This is a genomic window from Kitasatospora sp. NPDC048662 (assembly GCF_055587065.1).
Genome location: NZ_JBVJHA010000001.1, coordinates 843,562 through 861,667, shown reverse-complemented (window position 1 = coordinate 861,667; position 18,106 = coordinate 843,562). Strand labels below are relative to the sequence as shown.

Annotated in this window: 18 protein-coding genes; 2 read left to right on the top strand and 16 right to left on the bottom strand. The window is 72.6% G+C overall.

The window, feature by feature from the left end; translation table 11 throughout:
• The 6 genes from ACZ6R9_RS04185 to ACZ6R9_RS04160 all read right to left on the bottom strand — a co-directional run bounded on the left by ACZ6R9_RS04185 (position 1) and on the right by ACZ6R9_RS04160 (position 4,784).
• Positions 1–864, bottom strand: a complete 864-nt coding sequence (locus ACZ6R9_RS04185) for a nucleic acid/nucleotide deaminase domain-containing protein (protein ID WP_380480356.1) — start codon at positions 862–864, stop codon at positions 1–3.
• 19 nt (positions 865–883) lie between these two features.
• Positions 884–1,579: an SUKH-4 family immunity protein gene (locus ACZ6R9_RS04180; RefSeq protein ID WP_380480358.1), complete on the bottom strand. Its 696-nt coding sequence runs from the start codon at positions 1,577–1,579 to the stop codon at positions 884–886.
• A 57-nt stretch (positions 1,580–1,636) separates the two neighbouring features.
• Complete coding sequence (locus ACZ6R9_RS04175) at positions 1,637–2,338, bottom strand: SUKH-4 family immunity protein (RefSeq protein ID WP_465536418.1); 702 nt, start codon at positions 2,336–2,338, stop codon at positions 1,637–1,639.
• 71 nt (positions 2,339–2,409) lie between these two features.
• Positions 2,410–2,817, bottom strand: a complete 408-nt coding sequence (locus tag ACZ6R9_RS04170) for a hypothetical protein (RefSeq protein ID WP_465536416.1) — start codon at positions 2,815–2,817, stop codon at positions 2,410–2,412.
• Between the two features lie 243 nt (positions 2,818–3,060).
• Positions 3,061–4,002, bottom strand: coding sequence for a nucleic acid/nucleotide deaminase domain-containing protein (locus tag ACZ6R9_RS04165; protein WP_380480362.1), 942 nt, complete (start codon positions 4,000–4,002; stop codon positions 3,061–3,063).
• Positions 3,999–4,784: a WXG100-like domain-containing protein gene (locus tag ACZ6R9_RS04160; RefSeq protein WP_465536414.1), complete on the bottom strand. Its 786-nt coding sequence runs from the start codon at positions 4,782–4,784 to the stop codon at positions 3,999–4,001. The genes ACZ6R9_RS04165 and ACZ6R9_RS04160 overlap by 4 nt, the downstream gene beginning before the upstream one ends.
• 127 nt (positions 4,785–4,911) lie before the next feature.
• Between ACZ6R9_RS04160 and ACZ6R9_RS04155 the strand changes: the two genes are divergently transcribed.
• Positions 4,912–6,651: a hypothetical protein gene (locus ACZ6R9_RS04155; protein ID WP_465536412.1), complete on the top strand. Its 1,740-nt coding sequence runs from the start codon at positions 4,912–4,914 to the stop codon at positions 6,649–6,651.
• 16 nt (positions 6,652–6,667) lie between these two features.
• On the opposite strand, the gene ACZ6R9_RS04150 is transcribed toward ACZ6R9_RS04155, so the two are convergent.
• From ACZ6R9_RS04150 to fbaA, 4 genes are all read right to left on the bottom strand, one after another.
• Complete coding sequence (locus ACZ6R9_RS04150; protein ID WP_380480368.1) at positions 6,668–7,528, bottom strand: DUF3152 domain-containing protein; 861 nt, start codon at positions 7,526–7,528, stop codon at positions 6,668–6,670.
• Positions 7,529–7,646: 118 nt separating this feature from the next.
• Positions 7,647–8,372: a hypothetical protein gene (locus tag ACZ6R9_RS04145; protein WP_465536410.1), complete on the bottom strand. Its 726-nt coding sequence runs from the start codon at positions 8,370–8,372 to the stop codon at positions 7,647–7,649.
• A gap of 93 nt (positions 8,373–8,465) precedes the next feature.
• Positions 8,466–8,885 carry a DUF3151 domain-containing protein gene (locus ACZ6R9_RS04140; RefSeq protein ID WP_380480372.1) on the bottom strand — a complete coding sequence of 140 codons (420 nt, stop codon included), beginning with the start codon at positions 8,883–8,885 and terminating at the stop codon, positions 8,466–8,468.
• 100 nt (positions 8,886–8,985) lie between these two features.
• Positions 8,986–10,008, bottom strand: coding sequence for a class II fructose-bisphosphate aldolase (fbaA, locus tag ACZ6R9_RS04135; protein ID WP_380480374.1), 1,023 nt, complete (start codon positions 10,006–10,008; stop codon positions 8,986–8,988).
• Between the two features lie 262 nt (positions 10,009–10,270).
• Here fbaA and ACZ6R9_RS04130 point away from each other — a divergent pair, with 262 nt between their 5' ends.
• Positions 10,271–10,984 (top strand): DedA family protein, encoded by a 714-nt coding sequence (locus ACZ6R9_RS04130; RefSeq protein WP_465536407.1) that lies wholly within the window; start codon positions 10,271–10,273, stop codon positions 10,982–10,984.
• Positions 10,985–11,078: 94 nt separating this feature from the next.
• On the opposite strand, the gene pyrE is transcribed toward ACZ6R9_RS04130, so the two are convergent.
• The 6 genes from pyrE to ACZ6R9_RS04100 form a co-directional block, all read right to left on the bottom strand.
• A complete protein-coding gene (gene pyrE / locus ACZ6R9_RS04125) occupies positions 11,079–11,615 on the bottom strand; it encodes an orotate phosphoribosyltransferase (protein WP_043915296.1) in 537 nt (178 codons plus the stop codon).
• A 32-nt stretch (positions 11,616–11,647) separates the two neighbouring features.
• On the bottom strand, positions 11,648–12,511 hold the full coding sequence (locus tag ACZ6R9_RS04120) for an SRPBCC family protein (protein ID WP_465536405.1): 864 nt from the start codon (positions 12,509–12,511) through the stop codon (positions 11,648–11,650).
• Positions 12,512–12,640: 129 nt separating this feature from the next.
• Positions 12,641–14,311: a spermine/spermidine synthase domain-containing protein gene (locus tag ACZ6R9_RS04115; protein ID WP_465536403.1), complete on the bottom strand. Its 1,671-nt coding sequence runs from the start codon at positions 14,309–14,311 to the stop codon at positions 12,641–12,643.
• Positions 14,312–14,390: 79 nt separating this feature from the next.
• Positions 14,391–15,023: a DUF2617 family protein gene (locus ACZ6R9_RS04110; protein ID WP_380480382.1), complete on the bottom strand. Its 633-nt coding sequence runs from the start codon at positions 15,021–15,023 to the stop codon at positions 14,391–14,393.
• 422 nt (positions 15,024–15,445) lie between these two features.
• Complete coding sequence (locus tag ACZ6R9_RS04105) at positions 15,446–16,405, bottom strand: hypothetical protein (protein WP_380480384.1); 960 nt, start codon at positions 16,403–16,405, stop codon at positions 15,446–15,448.
• Between the two features lie 370 nt (positions 16,406–16,775).
• On the bottom strand, positions 16,776–17,942 hold the full coding sequence (locus ACZ6R9_RS04100) for a pyridoxal phosphate-dependent aminotransferase (RefSeq protein ID WP_380480386.1): 1,167 nt from the start codon (positions 17,940–17,942) through the stop codon (positions 16,776–16,778).
• Positions 17,943–18,106 lie beyond the last annotated feature (164 nt).

The following is an 18,106-nucleotide window of genomic DNA, read 5'->3' as shown; positions in this document are numbered from 1 at the left end:
CTACTGCTGTTCGGTCAGTGCGGCGGCCAACTCCCGGATGCCCGCGTCGCGTTCGGCCGCCGTGTCGCCGTAGTCGTAGCTGTGGGTGAACTCGGCGTTCGGGAACGCCCGGGCCATCCACATCGCGCAGTAGTGGCCGGGCATGGTGCAGGCCTGCAGCTCGGTGTAGACCTCGACCACGTCGTCGGGGTCGAGGCCGCCCGCGGACAGCCGGTGCCAGAGCGCCTCTTCGGCATGCAGGGCGAGCGAGCCGTCGGCGGTGATGATCTGCGGCTCACCGTCCTTGCCGCGCACCTTGAACGCCGCGTAGCCGGGCACGCCCCGGGTGTGCCGGATGTCCTCCAGCACCCGGGGCCACCACTGCTCGTCGCTCTCGAACGCCCGCAGGTCGGTGCCGCGGAGCCGGCCCTCCGCCGCCGAGAACAGCTGGAACACCTCCTCCGGGCGCTCGGCGGCGGCCAGCGCCCGCAGGTTCTCGTCCAGGTCGCACAGGCTGTCCAGGAACGCGCCGAGCGAGCTGTTGACCGGGACGGACGGCCCCTGGAAGGCGAGGTACACCGCCCAGACCCGGCCGCCGCCGTCCACGCACAGCTCCGCGCCCCGGTCGTTGCCCAGCCGCACCCAGTCCGCCTCCGGCCGCCCGTCCGCGGACAGCCCGACGCCGCGCGCCCAGTCACCGAGCCGGAGCGGCTGCCCGGGCTCCGCCGCGAAGTACGGCCCGACCTGCAGCGGCAGCCCCGCCCCGGTGAGCAGCGCCACCGTCCCGGCGGAGGCCGCGGTGCCCGCGAGGGCAGCGGGGCCGGGACGGTACAGGCCGGCCGGCCCGAAACGGTCGAGCAGACGCTGGGTGAGTTCGGTGGTCATGGGGACTCCGTGGGTCGGGTCAGTAGCCGTGCTGGAAGTCGTGCATGATGTCCTGCCAGACCGGCTGGTCGAGCAGCCCGGGCTCAACCGCGAGCAGTTTCGCGGTCAGTCCGGCGACGATGTCCTCCAGGGCCGGTTGCCCGGCGAAGAACTCGGGGTCCACGTCCTCGTCGTCATCGAGGAACGGGGGGTACAGTTCGGCGAACTCCGGCAGGTGGGTGCGGCACCAGTCGATGGTGTCCGGGTCCATCTGGTCGACCATGACGGACAGTTCCAGTCCGCCGAAAGCAAGTTGGCAGCGCGCCAGGGAATGCAGGCTGCGGTGGGCGGGCCGGCCGTCAACGGTCGGCGGCCGGTTCGCGCCCAAGGCGTACACCTCGCCAGTGGCGCCGTCGAGCGCGAAGATGCCCGAGCCGTAGTTGCCGACCACCACCATGCCGGCACCGTCGCCCGGCAGCCCGGGCCAGTAGTGGGCGGGGCCCTCCGGCGCGCAGTCCACGGCCAGGGCGCGCAGCGGCGGCCCGAAGAGCCGGACCATCGAACCAGGTGCGTCGATCAGACCGACCTCGCCGAGGAAGGCCCGGGCACCCGGGTCGGTGACGACGGCGGGCAACTCCGCGTCGGGGACGCGGAGCAGGCCGTCAGCGCCGTAGACCTGCTCCAACTCGGCGCGGCTCACCGGGCGGATCGGTGGCTGGAGTGCTGTGGGGGCCATGCCGACAGCTTAGTCGGGAGAAGGGAAACTGGAGTTCGAGGAAGTCGGCGTCCGGGGTCAGTAGCCGTGGCGGTAGTGCTGGAGGATGAACTGCCAGGCGGCGTGGTGGGAGAGGTTGGCTTCGATCCGGTCGAGCTTGGCGATCAGCCCGGCGAGGATCTCGTCGGGGTCGGGCGCCTCGGACTCGTCCTCGGGGTCGATCTCGAAGCCGTCCTCGTCGTACTCAGGAACGGGGACGAGTTCGACGAACCCCGGCACGTGCTCCCGGCACCAGTCGAGGCTGTCCGGGTCCATCAGATCGGCCAGCAGGTACAGCTCCTTCGCCCCGAAAGCGAGCTGGGCCCGGACGAAGGAGTGCAGGTTCCGGTGGGCCGGGCGGCCGTTGACCGTGGGGCTCTGACCGGTGAGCAGGGCGTACACCTCGCCGGTGGCGCCGTCGAGCGCGAAGACCGAGGGGCCCCAGGCACCGACCACCACCATGCCGGCACCGTCGTCCGGCAGCCCGGCCCAGAACGCCGCCGCCTCGTCCGGCTCGCAGGCCTCGGAGAGGCTGATGAGCGGAGGATCCACCGGCGGAACGATCGCGTTGACGGCACGGGGCAGTCCGATCCCGGTGAGGAAGGCACGGGCGGCAGGGTTGGTGATCGCGTCCGGTAGATCTGCGACGGGTACCCGGAGAAGGTGGTCCGGCCCGTAGATCTGCTCCAACTCGGCGCGGCTGACGGGCGCGATCCGCGGCCGGGAATCGTCGGACGTCATGCTGGCAGCCTATCCGGCGGGTGAAGCGTCCGTCCGGGGAACCGGTGCCCGGCCGGAAGCGCGCTGCGCGGTCATTCGCCGTACTGGAAGACCTCCATGACGTCCTGCCAGAACGGCTGGTCGAGCAGTCCGGGCTCGACCGCGCGCAGCTCGGCGAGGATGTCCTCCTCGTTGGCCAGCCAGTCCAGGAATGCGGTCTGCTCCTCGCTCTCCTGCTGCTGCTCCTCGTCGACGGAGGCGTACAGCGTGGCGAACTCCGGCAGGTGGGCGCAGCACCATTCGATGGCGTCCGGGTCGAGCAGGCCGGCCACGGCCCACATCGCCCGTCCGGCGAAGGCGAGTTGGCAGCGGGCCAGCGAGTGCAGGCTGCGGTGGGCGGGGCGGCCGTCCACGCTCAGGGGCCGGTTCGCGGCCAGGGCGTACACCTCGCCGGTGGCCCCGTCGAGCGCGAGGACGCCCGAGCCGGAGCGGCCGACCATCACCAGGTTCGCGCCGTCCTCCGGCAGGCCGGCCAGAGCTCGGCGGGGCTGTGCGGCGCGCAGGTCTCGGGCAAGCCGCGTAGTTTCTCCTCGGGAAAGACGACCAGGCCTGGTGTGTCGGGCAGTCCGATCCCCGTGCGGAAGTCACGGGCACCGGGGTCGGTGACGACGGAGGGCAGCTCCGCCGCAGGGTAGCGACGGTGTCGCGTCAGGGCTGGGTGGCAGTCGCCAGGAGTGCCAGGCCTAGAAGATCTGCTTACGGCGCTGTTTGAGGCGGCCGAGGTATTCCGTGTGCGGCGTGTGGTCGTTCGAGTAGTCGAAGCTGTGACTGACGTCCGTGAGGTGCGGGAACGTCTTGTGGAGCCAGGAGCCGCAGTTGGACCTCGGCTGGTCGCAGGGGGCCCGTTCGGTGTACAGGGCACGGATGTTGGGCCCCTTGAGCTTGTCCAGGATGGGGGCGGCGATCCGCTGTTCGGAGTGCGCGTTCATCAGGAAGTCGCTGCGGGAGACCAGGATGAAACTCCGCTGCTCGTCCTGGTAATGGAGTGCTGCGTAGTTGCTCCGAGCCCGGTTGACGGGGTTCTTGGGGGAGACCGGGGTGCCGAAGTCCTTCTCCGCGTACCTGGCCCGCTGGGTGGCTCTGGCCAGCTCGGTGCCACCGTCGCGGACCTTGCGGGAGTGCACCGCGGGCGAGCCCACCGGCGGGATCTTCGACTGGTCAGGGCGGAACCGCGGGTAGTTGCCGTTCTTGATGAAGTCGTTGATCCCACTGTCGTCCGTGTGGTCGACCTTGGTCTTGGTGCCGTCCGCGTGCAGGCGGTGCAGGTCGCCCTTGTGATCCAGCAGGTACACCGGGGTGGTGTCGTGGTCCTTGGTGATCTTTTTGTAGTCGTCGGCGAGCTTCTTCTCCAGCTGGCGGTGGTTCTCGCTCATCTTGCGGATGCCGCCGGAGACGTCCTTGGCGTGTTGGGCGAGGCCGTCCAGGGCGGTTTCGATCGCGCCGAGTGCCTTGTCCGCCATGTTGGAGACGATCTGGCCCATTTTGTCGCCGCCGCGTCCGCTGACGGCGCGGGTGCGGTTGCGGGTGGTGCGGGTGTGGTGTTCCCGCATGGTGTCGAAGTGCTTGTCGAACTGGCGGGCCAGGGTCTCGGCGGCGTCGTAGTCGTGCTTGACGGTGTCGCTCATCGTCCGCTCCGCTGGGTCGTGGACGGCCGGCCGCCGTTCTGTGCGGCACCGGTGACGGTGTTCTCGGCGAACTGCTTTGCCGCGCCGAGCGGGTTGTCGGCGTAGCCCTTGACCTGGGTGACGGACTGCTGGACGCCGTCCTTGAAGCCGTCCTTGCCGGCGTTCGCGGCCTCGCCCCAGTCGATGCCCTGCTGCGCGCCGAGGGCGTTGCGGGTGAGCTGGACGACCAGGTCCTGGGCCATGTTGCCGAGTGCGGCGAAGACCGGGCCCTCGACGAGCGAGAGCAGTTCGGACAGCAGCTGCTGCTCGGCTTCCTTGAGCAGGCGTTTGACGATCATTCGGGTGGCCTGGGTGGCGCCGAGCGCGCCGGCCTCGGAGAGGCCGAAGGTGAACGGGGCGGCAGCCTGGGCGGCGATCACTTCGGTGGCCAGGATCACGAGTTGGGCCACGGCGGCGAGCTTCGCTCCGGTGATCACCAGGGCGGCGCCGTCGAGCCCGGTGGCGAACAGCCGGATGGCCTCGGCGACCTGGGGCATGTGGGTGCCGGCCACCTTGTCCCAGTGCGCCTGGAACGCCTCGGCTCCGGCGCCTGCGCTGATGCCGAGGAAGTCCTGGGCGGCGGCGGAGATGTAGTCACGGTCGGCGACCAGGCTGCCGGCGAGGTCGCGGAGTTCGTCCGCCATCTCGCGGTATTCGTCCTCGTCGACGTTCGGCCAGTTGATGCCGATCAGGTCCAGGACCCAGACCAGCTCCCCGGGCAGCACCACTCCCATGTCGCACATCCCTCCCCCGAATAATGCTTGTATGACTATCGATTGATCGGTGAGGGTGGGTCAACTCTCGGCATCGCCCCGGTGTGCGATCGTTGGGCGCCTGCGGGGCGACAGTTCGGAAAGCGGGGGGCAGGGTATGGGGACGGGACCGTGGACACCGCCGCTGGATGCCGGACGGCGGCCGGCCGGTGCGGCACTCCTCGGCTGGCTCGCGGACCCGCGGGCACCACGGCTGTGCCTGGTCTCCGGTGGGCCGGGTGCCGGGAAGAGCCACCTGCTCGGCTGGCTGCTCGCCCACGGCACCGCTCCCGGCGGCCCGGTCGAGCGGCGCGTCCACGCGGCTCTGCCGTCCGCCGGAATCGACGTGCGCGGGGCACTGTGGTTGCTCGGCAGCCAGCTCGGAATCACCGCTCGGACGGTTCCGGAACTGCTGGCCGCGCTCGCCGGGGACGATCGGCGCACCGTCATCTGCGTGCCCGAGCTCGACCGGGCCGCCGACCCCGGCCGGCTGGTCGCCGAACTCCTGGACCCGATGCTCGAACTGCCGCACCTGAGACTGGTCGTGGAGGCCGCCCCGGAAGTGGCGTTCGCGAACGTCACGGCCCCTGCCGTCCTGGACCTCGACGACCCGGCCTGGACCGACCGGGGCCGGTTCGAGGCCTGGTGCGCGAAGGAGGGTCATGACCCGAACGGCTACCCCAGCCCCGGCCGGGCCGCCGGTTCCGCCCTGCCGACCCCGCAGAGCGCACCCGAACTGATCGCCCGGGTACCGCGCGGCGCCGACGGGGCACTCGATCTGGCCGCCGCGGGCGAGGACCTGCTCAGCGACCTGTGGCTGGCCGCCGCCCGAGCGGGCGACCTCGGCCCGCTCGCCACCGACCCGCTGCTCTACGCCCTCGCCCGGCCGACCAGTGTCACCACCGCTCTTGCCGGGCGCACCGATCCGCTCGCCACCGCGTGGTCGGCGGTCGGGCCCGCGCTGGTCGACATCCCCGATGCACCGGGCCGCGCCCACCTGCTGCGCGCCAGGCTGCTCGGCACCGACCCGGCCGCCGCCGCCAGGCTCGCCGACGCCCCGAGCCCATGGGCCGTGCGCTGGGCCCGCTGGGAGCCCGGCGCGGTTGCCGCGGCGGTTCAGGGCGGACACTGGCTGGTCGCCGACCGCAACGGCACCATCCGCAGACTGGCGGCCTTTGACGGCTCGATGGTGGGCGTGGTTCCCGTCGGCGAACCACGCCCGCTGCAGGCGATCACCGTCACGGCGGGTGGCAGTCTCGTCATGCTCGACACCTGGTCGGGCACCGAACTCCTCGCCCCCACCAGTCCCGCCCCCGGTCTCGAACCGTTCGACCTGGACGAGGCACTGGCCCGGCTCCGCTCCGCCGCCGGCCCGCTCACCGCCCTTGCCGCCGAGCCGCAACTGCCCGCCGCCGCGCCCGCGGTGGGTGACGCGGCCGGAGCCGTCCACTGGTACGAGGGCGGCGAGGTGCACAGCGTTCCCCTGCACACCGGGCCGGTCACCGCCCTGGCCGCGCACGCCCTCGGCATGGGCCAGGACGCCTTCCCCCTGCTCGCCAGCGGCGGCTACGACGGGGCGGTGCGTCTCTGGGGGCCGGACGACGATCCGATGCCCGGCCCGGCCGACCGCCGGCCTGCTCCCGTCACCGCCCTCGCCCTGGCCTCGGACGGCTCGGCCGGTCTGCTGCTCGCGACCGCCTGGTCCGACGGTCTGATCCGGGTCCGCCGACTCGAACTCCCCGGTCGGCCGGTCGAGTTGCGGCTCGGATCGGACGTGCGAACGCTCGGCTTCGCGAACGGCGCCCTGCTGGTCGGCCTCACCGACGGTCTGCTCGCGGTCGACCTGCTGCCGGGGTGAGCCGGCCGGTCGGGCGTCAGGGCACCGACGGGCCCTTGAGGTAGCTGCCGTTGGCGTCGTACGGCCAGGCGTTGGCGGTGCAGCCGTTCAGGCCGTAGATCTGCTGCATCATCGCGGGGGCGGGCTTGCCCGGGCCGGGGCAGCCCTCGTGGCCGTGGCCTATCCGGTGGCCGACCTCGTGGTTGACGATCAGTGCCCGGTAGTCGTCCAGGCTGCCGTCGAACTGGGGTGAACCGGTCAGCCAGCGCTTGGAGTTGACCACCACCTGCTTGCCGACGTCGCAGTTCACCTCGCCCTTGGTGTCCAGGCCGCCGGCGCCGCAGATCTTGTCGGTGGTGTCGGGCGAGGCGATCAGGACGGTGAAGTCGTAGGGGCCGGAGGAGACCAGCTTGAAGCTGTCGCGCTTGTTGGAGATCCAACTGCGCTTGTCGCCCAGCACCTTGTGGATGGCGTCGGCGGCGGCCTTCGGATCGATGTTGATGCCGTCCTCGACCTGCACCTGGTAGCGGCGCACGGTGCCGCCGGTGCCGACCGCGCCGCTGCTGGCGGCGGCGGTGGTGAAGGTGCCGTTGCCGTGCTGGACGACCTGCGCGTCGTTCTTGGACGGGTCGTTCTTCGGGGGCCCGCTCTGCGAGGGGGCGCTGCTCTCCGCGGACTTGACGGGCTCGGGGGAGTCGCTGACCGGGGGGACGGGCCGGGCCTGGGTGGTGGATCCGGCGTCCTGCGGCTGCCCGTCGGCCGGGCCGAGCTGGCTGAATCCGGCCGCGCCGAGCACGACCAGCGCCGCGGTGCCGCCCAGCGCCAGGGTCAGCCGTCGGCGGCGCGAGCGGGCGCGGCGCCGGGCGGACCTGCCGGGTGACCTGCGGGCTGCGGGCATCTGGTTTCCCTCGGGACGACGACATGGCGGGTGTGCGCTCCGGTGGCCCGTTTCGCACGCTTGTGCTGCATCGTGAACATACGCGGTATGGCTGCGGTTGGTTCCCTCGGCCCGGGTCTCAGCCGTGGATCCGGCCCTGGAGCTGCTCCAGCACCTTGGCCAGCGGCTCCCCGGTCAGGGCCGGATCGGCCGGGTCCGCGTCGCCCTGGGAGAGCAGCAGCACCAGGTCGCCGTCGCCCTTGAGCGGGACCCGGGCGATCGCTCCGAGCCCGGCGCCGGGCAGCAGCACAGGCTTGCCGCCGGGCTTCGGCCGGCCGGTAACCACCTCGCCGAGTTGGTCGGCGGTCAGCTGCCCGGTCCGCTGGAGGGTCGGCAGCATCACGCTCACCCCGACGTCGCTCAGCGGCACGGCCTCCAGGTCGAGCCGGACGGTCGCGGTGCCGGCCGTCCAGGTGCAGGTCACCCAGGCGTGCGGCGGAAGGCCGGGCGCGGAGGCGGTGGTCGGCGACGGGCTGATGCCGGACGGCCACGGGTAGGGCGGGGTGCCGTCGCCGAGCTCGCCCTCGACCGCCTTCGCGTCCTTGGCACCCGGGGTGACGGGCCGGTCGATCCCGGCGTCCCGGAGCGCGGTTGCCAGCCCGTCCAGGCCGAACGGGCAGGCGGTGGAAGGCTGTTGGCGGAGCTGCTCGGCGGTGGAGCGCACCTTGGCGTACGAGAGGCCGGTGCCGGAGCTGTCGCCCGAGCTGTCGCCCGAGCAGGCGGTCGCCCCGAGGGCGACGGTCACGGCGACGGGCAGGACGAGCAGCCGGCGGGCGGCCGGGCCGGATATGCGGTCAGCGGTCACCGGGCCAGGCTATGCCCTTGCTGCGAACGGGAGTTGACGGAGGTGCGACGGGCCGCCCCCCCGCGGTGGGGGACGGCCCGTTCGGTGGTGCCGCTACTGCTTGAGTTCGGCGTACGCCTCGGCGCTGCTGTCCTTCAGGAACTGCCAGCAGCGGGTCTCCTCCTCGCTCTCGCCGATCGAGCCGGCGGCCCGGGCGAGCGCGGCCAGGCAGCGCAGGAAGCCGCGGTTGCCGCGGTGCTCCCACGGGACGGGGCCGTGGCCGCGCCAGCCGGCGCGGCGCAGCTGGTCCAGGCCGCGGTGGTAGCCGGTGCGGGCGTACGCGTAGGACTCGACGGTTCGGCCGGCCGCGAAGGAGTCGTCCGCGAGCATCGCCCAGGCCAGGCAGAACGCCGGGTACTCGGCCGCCACCTGGGTCGGGGAGGCGGATTCCTCGGCCAGCATCCGGTAGGGCTGCTCCTCCTCGGGCAGGAGGGTCGGCTCCGGTCCGTCGAGCAGGTTCTTGTGCATCTCCATGGTGTGCCAGTCTGCCACTCGGGCCGCCCGTGGTCGCCGCGCGCGGGAAAACGACGGTGCCCCGTACCCGGGCGGGTACGGGGCACCGTTCGCGCCGTGCCTACTTCATCCGCTTGCCGGCCGAGCGCAGCTGCTGCGCGGCCTCCAGCACGCGGGCGGCCATGCCGGCCTCGGCCAGCTTGCCCCAGGTGCGCGGGTCGTAGGTGCTCTTCTTGCCGACCTCGCCGTCGACCTTCAGCACGCCGTCGTAGTTGCGGAACATGTGGTCCGCGACGGGGCGGGTGAAGGCGTACTGGGTGTCGGTGTCGAGGTTCATCTTGACCACGCCGTTCTCCAGCGCGGTGCGGATCTCCTCCGCGGTGGAGCCGGAGCCGCCGTGGAAGACGAAGTCGAACGGGTTCTGCTTGCCGTACTGCTTGCCGATCTCGGCCTGCAGGTCGGCCAGCAGCTCCGGACGCAGCACCACGTTGCCCGGCTTGTACACGCCATGCACGTTGCCGAACGAGGCGGCCAGCAGGTAGCGGCCCTTCTCGCCCAGGCCGAGCGCCTCGGCGGTGCGCACCGCGTCGTTCACGGTGGTGTACAGCTCGTCGTTGATCTCGTGCGAGACGCCGTCCTCCTCGCCACCGGTCGGGGTGATCTCGACCTCGAGGATGATCCTGGCGGCGGCGGCCTGGGCCAGCAGCTCCTGCGCGATGGACAGGTTGTCGGCCAGGGTCTCGGCCGAGCCGTCCCACATGTGCGACTGGAACAGCGGGTTCTCGCCGCGGGCGACGCGCTCGGCGGAGATCGCCAGCAGCGGGCGGACGTAGCCGTCCAGCTTGTCCTTCGGGCAGTGGTCGGTGTGCAGGGCGACGGTGACGTCGTACTTGGCCGCGACGACGTGCGCGAACTCGGCCAGCGCGACGGCGCCGGTCACCATGTCCTTGTTGTGCTGGCCACCCAGGAACTCCGCACCACCGGTGGAGATCTGGATGATGCCGTCGCTCTCGGCCTCGGCGAAACCGCGCAGGGCGGCGTGCAGAGTCTGCGACGAGGTGACGTTGATGGCCGGGTAGGCGAACTTGCCCGCCTTGGCCCGGTCGAGCATCTCGTTGTAGGCCTCGGGAGTTGCGATGGGCATGCGAATCCGCTCCTGTCGGTGTGGGGCGATCGGACGACGCTGTCCGAAGGCTCGATACGCCTGTGGTTCACGACGGATGCGGTACGAGCTGAGGGTGGTTGCTCGACCGCGGGCCGGACACCTCGGTCATCTTCCCAGACTCGCCCGGCGGACACACCCAAGGGCCCGCAGGTTGGGACAGCCGCTTCGGCGGGCCCTCGGGCAAGGGCTTCGCGGGCCTCCGGCCGAGCCTTCGCGAATCGAGTCGGGCTATCCTGCGCGCGTGGAACACATCCAGCTCGCCGTCAACGTCCTTGACGCCAAATCGCTCGTCGCCTCCGTCGGCGCCATCGGGATCCTGGCGATCATCTTCGCCGAGACCGGCCTGCTGGTCGGGTTCTTCTTCCCCGGTGACTCGATGCTCATCCTGGCCGGTGTCGCCGCCTCCAGTGCCGCTCCCGCGGTGCTCGGCGACGGCGCCCAGATGAACATCGGTCTGCTGCTGGTCGGCGCCCCGCTCTGCGCGATCGCCGGAGCCCAGCTCGGTCACCTGCTCGGCCGCAAGGTCGGCCCGAGGATGTTCGACAAGCCGAACTCGAAGATCTTCCGGCCCGAGTACGTGGAGAAGGCCGAGGAGTACTTCGAGAAGTTCGGCCCGGCCAAGGCCGTGGTGCTGGCCCGCTTCATCCCGATCGTGCGGACCTTCCTCAACCCGGTGGCCGGCACCCTGCAGATGCCCGCCAAGACCTTCCTGGTCTGGAACGTGGTCGGCGGTGTGCTGTGGACCGAGTCCATGCTGCTGATCGGCTACTTCACCGGCGACCAGCTCGCCCCGGTGATCGACAAGTACCTGCTGCCCGCGATGGCGCTGATCATCCTGGTCTCGGTCTCGCCGATCATCGTCGAGGTGATGCGCGAGCGGAAGAAGAAGAAGGCCGGCGGCGCCGAGGCCGAGACCGCCGAGGTGGTCGGCAGCGGCCGTCACCGCAAGCACTGAGCCCGCACCGCGCGAGGCCCCGGCCACCTTCGGGTGGCCGGGGCCTCGCGCTTGTTCCACGTGGAACCGGCGCGGACGGCGCCGGCTCGGGGGCTCACAGGCCCAGGTCGTCCAGGGTGTACGCGGTGATGTACGGCAGGCCGGTCTCCGCGATCGCCGGGGCCGCGCCGCGCTCCACGATCACCGCGACGCCCACCACCTCGGCGCCCGCCTCGCGCAGCGCCTCCACGGCGGTCAGCACCGAACCGCCGGTGGTCGAGGTGTCCTCCACCGCCAGCACCCGGCGGCCCTTCACGTCCGGGCCCTCGATCCGGCGCTGCAGGCCGTGCGCCTTGCCCGCCTTGCGGACCACGAAGGCGTCCAGCTTGCGGCCGCGGGCCGCCGCCGCGTGCAGCATCGCCGCGGCCACCGGGTCGGCGCCCAGGGTCAGGCCGCCCACCGCGTCGAACTCCAGGTCCGCGGCCGCGTCCAGCATCACCTTGCCGACCAGCGGGGCCGCCTCCGCGTCCAGGGTGATCCGGCGGAGGTCGACGTAGTAGTCGGCCTCCCGGCCCGAGGAGAGGGTGACCTTGCCGTGCACGACGGCCTTGTCCTTGATCTGCGCCAGCAGGGCGTCCCGGTCGTTGCTCATGGACAGCCAGTTTAGGTGCAGAAACGGACCCGTCAGCGCCGCCGCAGGGCCCGGACCAGCACCACCGCGCCGCCGAGCAGCGCCACACCGCCGCCGATCACCCACGGCAGCGCGCTGCGCTCGCCGCCCGCGCCCGGCAGCAGGGCCGGCTCCGCGCCGCCCCAGCGGGTGGCCGCCCGGGCCCGCGCGCTGTGCGCCGGCGGGGCGGGCGCGTACCGGCCGTGCGGCGGGGCGTGGTCCACCTCCTCCGCGGAGCGGCCGACGATGCTGCGCCGCACCGGGGCGCTCTCCTGCTCGAACACCGGCTCCGGGCGGGCCGAGGGCGCCGGCTCGGGCAGGTCGTCCTCGCTGAACGCGATCAGGTCCGAGAGGTCGTCGTCCAGGTCCGGGCCCTGTGCCCGCTCGTCCAGGAACACCACGGTCGCGCCGTCCGCCGGGTCGTCCTCGGCGTCCTCGCTGGGGCCGGACAGCTCGGCGACCAGGGCCGCCACCGCCCGGTCGATCAGCCGACGGCCGGCCGTCTCCAGCGCCGGGCCGTCGAAGCCCGCCAGCCGGCCGGAGGCGGTCAGCGAGGTCGCGAAGCACACCACGGTCTCGCCCGGCCGCTCCCGCAGGGTGACCCGCAGCTCGGCGGTCACCGGGGCCGCGCCGCGGATCTCCTCGCCGGTCAGCCGCAGCTCCAGCGCGCCGTCCTGCCAGCCGCCCACGGACAGCCGGCCGGCGAAGGTGATGGTGGAGCCGGCGATCCGGACCCTGAGCCGGCTGTCCGCCGCCGAGGGCGCGGACGTGGACGCGACCGCGCTCAGGCCCGGCACGCAGCGGGCCACCAGCTCGCGGTCCACCAGCGCCTCCCGGACCACCTCGGCGGGCACCGGGACGACAACCTCATGCTCCATACCGGCGAGCCTACCGACCGGCCGCCGCCGTGCCGAGCCCCGCACCCGAAGCCGGGCCGGGCGTGCCGCGAACGGGCGCACGGCGAACGGCGGTTCGACCGCCGCGGGCCCGGCCGGGCGGCGATCCCGTCAGGGCCCGATCAGCGCGTGCGGCGGCGGCAGCGGCGACGGCCGGTGCGCGGACAGCCGGGCCGCCGTGCCGCGCAGCCCCTCGACGGTGAGCGAACGCGGCGCGGGCGCGGCCGGGTCCAGCGCCAGCGCGGGGACGGCGTGACCGGCCAGCAGGAACGCCGGGGCGGGCCCGGCCGGCCCGCAGTCCCCGGCGGCCGGCGCGAGGCCCTGGTAGGGGACGGCGTCCAGCCCGGCGGCGGCCAGCCCCGCCTCGGAGCTCCACAGCACGCCGTCCGGGGCGCCGCCGCGCACCGCCAGCCGGCCGTCCGGGGCCAGCCGCCGCGCGGCCAGGCCGTAGAACTCGCGCGAGCGGTACTTGCCGTGCGCGGCCTCGTCGTCCAGGTCGGAGACGATCACGTCGAACTGCCCGGGGGTCTTGCGCAACCAGCCCATCGGCTCGGCGGTCACCAGCCGCACCCGCGGGTCGTCCCAGGCGTGCTCGGTCAGCGTGTCGTAAGCGTCGTCCCGGCGGGCCAGCGCGGGCAGCTCCGGGTCGCGTTCGACCACCAGCACGCTGCGCACCGCCGGGTGCCGCAGCACCTCGCGCAGCGCCAGGCCGTCGCCGCCGAGCACCAGCACCCGGCCGCTGGGGCCGCCGGCCAGCGCGGGGCGGACCAGCGCCTCGTGCTCGCGGTACTCGTCGGGGCCGCAGACGGCGAGCCGGCCGTCCAGGAAGAGCTTCAGCGGCGGTGGGGTGCGCTGCCCGGCGACCGCTTCCGCCGGGCCGCCGGTGAGGACGATCTCCTGGTAGCGGCTCTGCGCCGCGAACCGGATCGGACCGCCGTACAGGGCGTGCCGGGCGGCGCGCTCGATCGCTCCGGTGCAGGCGGCGGCCAGCCCGAGGGCGGCGAGCACCAGGCCGCAGCCGGTCCACAGCAGCAGGCGGGCCCGCCGGGTGGGTTCGGCGCGGAACAGCCAGAGCACCACCACCGCCCCGGCGACCGCGTTGACGGCGCCCGTCACCAGCGCGCCGGCGGTCTGCCCGAGCGCGGGCAGCAGCACGAACGGGAAGGCCAGGCCGCCGATCAGCGCGCCCACGTAGTCGGCGGCGAACAGGTCGGCGACGGCCCGGCCGGCGTGCTCCCGCCGGATCCGCTGGATCAGCGTCATCAGCAGCGGGATCTCGGCGCCGATCAGCAGCCCGATCAGCACGGTGGCGGTGACCAGCGCGACCAGCGTGGCGTGCGGCTGGCGCAGCCAGGCCCAGCCGCAGTACAGGGCGAGCGCGGACAGGCCGCCGGTCAGCGACAGCGCGTACTCGACCAGCGCGAAGGAGGTGGCCGGGCGGCGGGTGAGGCCCTTGGCGAGCAGCGAGCCGATGCCCATCGCGAAGACCATCACGGAGAGCACCACGGAGGTCTGGGTGACCGAGTCGCCCAGCAAGTAGCCGCCGAGCGCGACCAGTTCGAGTTCGTACACCAGGCCGCAGGCCGCGCAGACGAACGCGGCCAGCAGCACCAGGATCCGGGCCGGCCGGGCGGGCAGGGCGAGCGGTATGGCGCCCGCTGCCCGGATCGCGCCGCCGAGGCCCGCGGGGCGGGGGGCGGTGGGGCGGGACTCGGCCGCCAACGGGGGAGCGGGGGCGTCCGGACCCGGCTGCGCGGACCGTCCGACCGGATGGTTGATCATGAATGAACGCTAGGCGAGAGCCCGGGTGAATGGCTGCGCCCAATCGGGGGACAGCTGGCGGCGTCCGGTTGACGTCCGGTCACCACCGGGCCTGCGGTTCCGGGCCGCTCCCGGGGCTACGGTGCCCGCCCTGACCGCCCAGCTCGCCCGGGGCGGCCGGGGTGGCCGGGACGCCGACCGGGCGGCGCAGCGAGAGCGAGGAACGGGTGCACACCAGGCGGCCCTCCTGCGGGTAGGCGTGCCAGGTGCGCCAGTGCACCCGGCGGTCCCCGCAGTGGGCGACCAGGGCGGTGAAGGCGTTCGGGTCGCCGGGGAAGACCCCGGCCAGCGCCCGCGGGTGCCCCTCGACCAGGGCCAGCAACTCCTGGGCGCGGGCCTCGAACACGTGCGGCGGGAGTTCCTCGATCCGGGCGGCGAACTCGTACTCCCAGCCGGCCACCTGCTCGGCGACCCGGGCCGGCAGCGGGGTGCGGCGGCCGGGCAGGCAGGCCACCGTCTCCAGGCAGTCGCCCGGGCCGGCCGCCAGGACGACCTGGTGGGAGGCGCCCAGCAGCCGCAGCTGGAGGGTGCCGCCGGGGGCGCCGGACCGGCCGGTCCCGTCGTCGAGTCCGATGTCGCGGACGGCCAGCGCGGGAAGCGGTTCGCCGCCCAGCTGCCAGGCCAGGTCGCCGGCGCGGGTGTCCGTGTAGGAGGTCTGCAAGGTGGTGAGCATGCTCGGCTCCGCGTTTCAGCTCCGTACGCGCCCCATCGGCCGGAGTCCACTCCTCAGTGCGTGAGGCTGTTCGAGGCTGTCCGATCCGGGGCGCGGCCGACCGTGGAAGGAGGAATTCCGGCTGGAGATTCAGCAGCAGAGAAGCACGAATTCTCCGGGTCCGTCGGGGATTTACCCATGTTTGGCACTCATTCACTGTTCTGAGGCCTGTGCCCGACTGGGTGTGATCGGTCCCGGGTTGCACTCTGTTCGCGGAGTGCCGCTACGCCGGTCTCGTGCGCCGTGCACTCCTGGAGTGCGCTCGGAGCGAAGGGCATTCGGACATGCCAGGACGCCCGGTGTGTACGGCGCGACGGGCGCCCTTCCCGGTGCGGAAGGGCGCCCGTACGGTGTCGCCCGGAGCTGATGGGCGGGTTGCTGGGTCAGCTGCGGGTGGTGGCACTCCCGGTGACGCCGGTGGGCTGGAGCGGAGTGAAGCCTTGGGCGAGGAGTTCGGCGGTCACGGTCACCCTGCCGACCCGAGCTCCTGGCCTCCCGGTCTCGCCGAGGAACGTGAGCTGGATGTCCGTGGACACCGACTGGCCGGGGAGCAGGTCGGTGGGGCTGCTGCCCGTCACGATGCCGGTCAGTTCGCCGCGGGCGCCCTGGGTCAGCGGGACCGGGACTCCGTTCGCGGTCAGTTCCACGGCCGCCGGGTCGAGGCGCCGCCGGGAATCGAGGGTGATCCGGGTGCCGATGTGCTGGAAGTGCGGGCCGTCCGCGGGGCTCTCGAAGGTCACGGTGCCGTCCACCGTGCGCTCGAACCGTGAGTTCTGGCCGCCCCGCAGCGTGACGTCGCCGGTGGCCCTGCCGTCCACGGCGAAGTCGTAGGTGGTGCCGTCCGCCGTGATGTTGTCGACGTAGGTGTCGAGGGTGGCGTTCGGGTCGCCGAGCCTGCCGACGTTGGCGATGACACCGAGGGCCCCGCTGTTGGCACCGGTGCAGGTGTCCACGTAGGTGCTGAGCGGGTAGTCGCCGCCCGCCGTGATCGGCGTGCCCGGGATGGTCTGCGAGCTGCGCCAGACGCCTTCCGGGCCGGAGGTGAAGTGCTGCCAGGTGTCCGGCACGATGCCGTGGTTGCCCTGCGCGTCGGTGGCCAGCTGCGGCTGGAAGCTCATCGTGGTGAACGTGCCCAGGCAGTAGATCGGCAGCTGGAGGCTGGGGCCGGTGTCGGCGGCGGTCGAGTGGGCGCTGTCGACGTACGTGTCGTACGACAGCGGGGAGGAGGCGATCTCACTCAGCGTCACCGGCGCGAAGTAGTGGGCGGCCTGGGACTGCTCACCCGGCCCGACAGCCAGGTGGAGGCTGCCGTTGAAGCTGTCGGGCGCGGCGAACGGCGACACCTCCTGGACGCCGTGGGGCCGTCCCGCGTTGCCAGGCTGATCCTGGAGACGGAACCAGGGACCCTGGGGGCCGAGATCGGCGGGGGTGACCTGGACAGTGGCGGCTTGCGCCGGGGAAGCAGGGCCGAACACGGATGCGCCTGAGGCCAGAAGGACCGTGACCAGACCCGCGGTGAGTCGCTTCATATGAGACTCCTGTTCGATGGCTGTCCGCGAGAGCGGAGAGACGCGGCTTCGAACCGCGAGTCCCCAATTCCCGGGCCCTGCCATGGCCGCAGCCGTCCCCTTGGCCAAATCACCCGTTCAGCCACCCCGGCCGGCGGTCGGCCGGGCAATGCACAGCCGTAGCCCGGCTCCTGCCCGTAGGGGCTCAGACCTTCAGGCGCTGCAGTCGCTCGACGGCTCCGGCCAGGACCCCATCCCCCTTGCAGAAGGCGAAGCGCACCAGCGAGCGCCCAGCCTCGGTGTTGTCGTAGAAGACCACGTTGGGGATGGCCACGACGCCGCAGCGCTCGGGGAGGGTGCGGCAGAACTCGATGCCGTCCTTCTCGCCGAGCGGGGTGATGTCGGTGGTGATGAAGTACGTCCCCTGCGGTTCGAACACCCGGAAGCCCACCTCGGCCAGGCCGGCGGCCAGCAGGTCGCGCTTGCGGCGCAACTCGGCGCGGAAGTCGGCGTAGTACGTGTCGGGCAGGCGCAGCGCCTCGGCGACGGCGTACTGGAACGGGCCGGCCGAGACGTACGTCAGGTACTGCTTGGCGGTGCGGACGGCGGCGACCAGTTCGGGTGCGGCGGTGACCCAGCCGACCTTCCAGCCGGTGAAGGAGAAGGTCTTGCCGGCCGAGGAGATGGTGACGGTGCGTTCGCGCATGCCGGGGAGGGCGGCGAGGGGGTGGTGGGCGCCGGCGAAGACCAGGTGTTCGTAGACCTCGTCGGTGATCACCAACAGGTCGTGCTCGACGGCCAGTTCGGCGATCGCGGCGAGTTCCTCAGGGGTCAGCACGGTGCCGGTCGGGTTGTGCGGGGTGTTGATCAGCAGCAGCCGGGTGCGCGGGGTGATGAGCGAGCGCAGCTCGTCCAGGTCGGGGCGGAACGCGGGCTGACGAAGGGTGAGCGGCACCCGTACCGCGCCGGCCATCGCGATGCAGGCCGCGTAGGAGTCGTAGAACGGTTCGAAGGCGATCACCTCGTCGCCGGGCTCCAGCAGGGCGAGCAGGGCGGCGGCGATGGCCTCGGTGGCGCCGGCGGTGACCAGTACCTCGGTGTCCGGATCGACCGTCAATCCGTAGAAGCGGTACTGGTGTTCGGCGATCGACTGTCGCAGCTCCGGCACCCCCGGGCCCGGCGGGTATTGGTTGCCGCGGCCGTCGCGCAGTGCCCGCACCGCCGCCTCCCGGACTTCCTCGGGGCCGTCGGTGTCCGGGAACCCCTGCCCCAGGTTGATCGCGCCGGTGGCGGTGGCCAGGGCGGACATCTCCGCGAAGATCGTCGTTCCCATGCCCGCCAGCCGGCGGTTCAGCAGCGGCCTTGCACCCATTGCGGCTCCTCGCAGGTTGTGTTCGGCCAATCCTGCGACGGCCGCAGGCCGCGGACAAGCACACGTGGGGCGTGGACGGTGGTCCCGCCGGTGCGCGGATCGGCGCAATCCGGGTTGCGGGGACAGGTCGCGCTGGATTGGCTGATCACGCGTCAAGAGGCGTT

Coding starts and splice junctions, on each gene's coding strand:
- ACZ6R9_RS04120 (WP_465536405.1), bottom strand. CDS start 12,511: ATGGAGCATGAGGTTGTCGTCCCGGTGCCCGCCGAGGTGGTCCGGGAG.
- ACZ6R9_RS04170 (WP_465536416.1), bottom strand. CDS start 2,817: ATGGTCGGCCGCTCCGGCTCGGGCGTCCTCGCGCTCGACGGGGCCACC.
- fbaA (WP_380480374.1), bottom strand. CDS start 10,008: ATGCCCATCGCAACTCCCGAGGCCTACAACGAGATGCTCGACCGGGCC.
- ACZ6R9_RS04110 (WP_380480382.1), bottom strand. CDS start 15,023: ATGCTCACCACCTTGCAGACCTCCTACACGGACACCCGCGCCGGCGAC.
- ACZ6R9_RS04100 (WP_380480386.1), bottom strand. CDS start 17,942: ATGGGTGCAAGGCCGCTGCTGAACCGCCGGCTGGCGGGCATGGGAACG.
- ACZ6R9_RS04155 (WP_465536412.1), top strand. CDS start 4,912: ATGGGGACGGGACCGTGGACACCGCCGCTGGATGCCGGACGGCGGCCG.
- ACZ6R9_RS04165 (WP_380480362.1), bottom strand. CDS start 4,002: ATGAGCGACACCGTCAAGCACGACTACGACGCCGCCGAGACCCTGGCC.
- ACZ6R9_RS04150 (WP_380480368.1), bottom strand. CDS start 7,528: ATGCCCGCAGCCCGCAGGTCACCCGGCAGGTCCGCCCGGCGCCGCGCC.
- ACZ6R9_RS04115 (WP_465536403.1), bottom strand. CDS start 14,311: ATGATCAACCATCCGGTCGGACGGTCCGCGCAGCCGGGTCCGGACGCC.
- ACZ6R9_RS04185 (WP_380480356.1), bottom strand. CDS start 864: ATGACCACCGAACTCACCCAGCGTCTGCTCGACCGTTTCGGGCCGGCC.
- ACZ6R9_RS04180 (WP_380480358.1), bottom strand. CDS start 1,579: ATGGCCCCCACAGCACTCCAGCCACCGATCCGCCCGGTGAGCCGCGCC.
- ACZ6R9_RS04175 (WP_465536418.1), bottom strand. CDS start 2,338: ATGACGTCCGACGATTCCCGGCCGCGGATCGCGCCCGTCAGCCGCGCC.
- ACZ6R9_RS04140 (WP_380480372.1), bottom strand. CDS start 8,885: ATGGAGATGCACAAGAACCTGCTCGACGGACCGGAGCCGACCCTCCTG.
- ACZ6R9_RS04160 (WP_465536414.1), bottom strand. CDS start 4,784: ATGTGCGACATGGGAGTGGTGCTGCCCGGGGAGCTGGTCTGGGTCCTG.
- pyrE (WP_043915296.1), bottom strand. CDS start 11,615: ATGAGCAACGACCGGGACGCCCTGCTGGCGCAGATCAAGGACAAGGCC.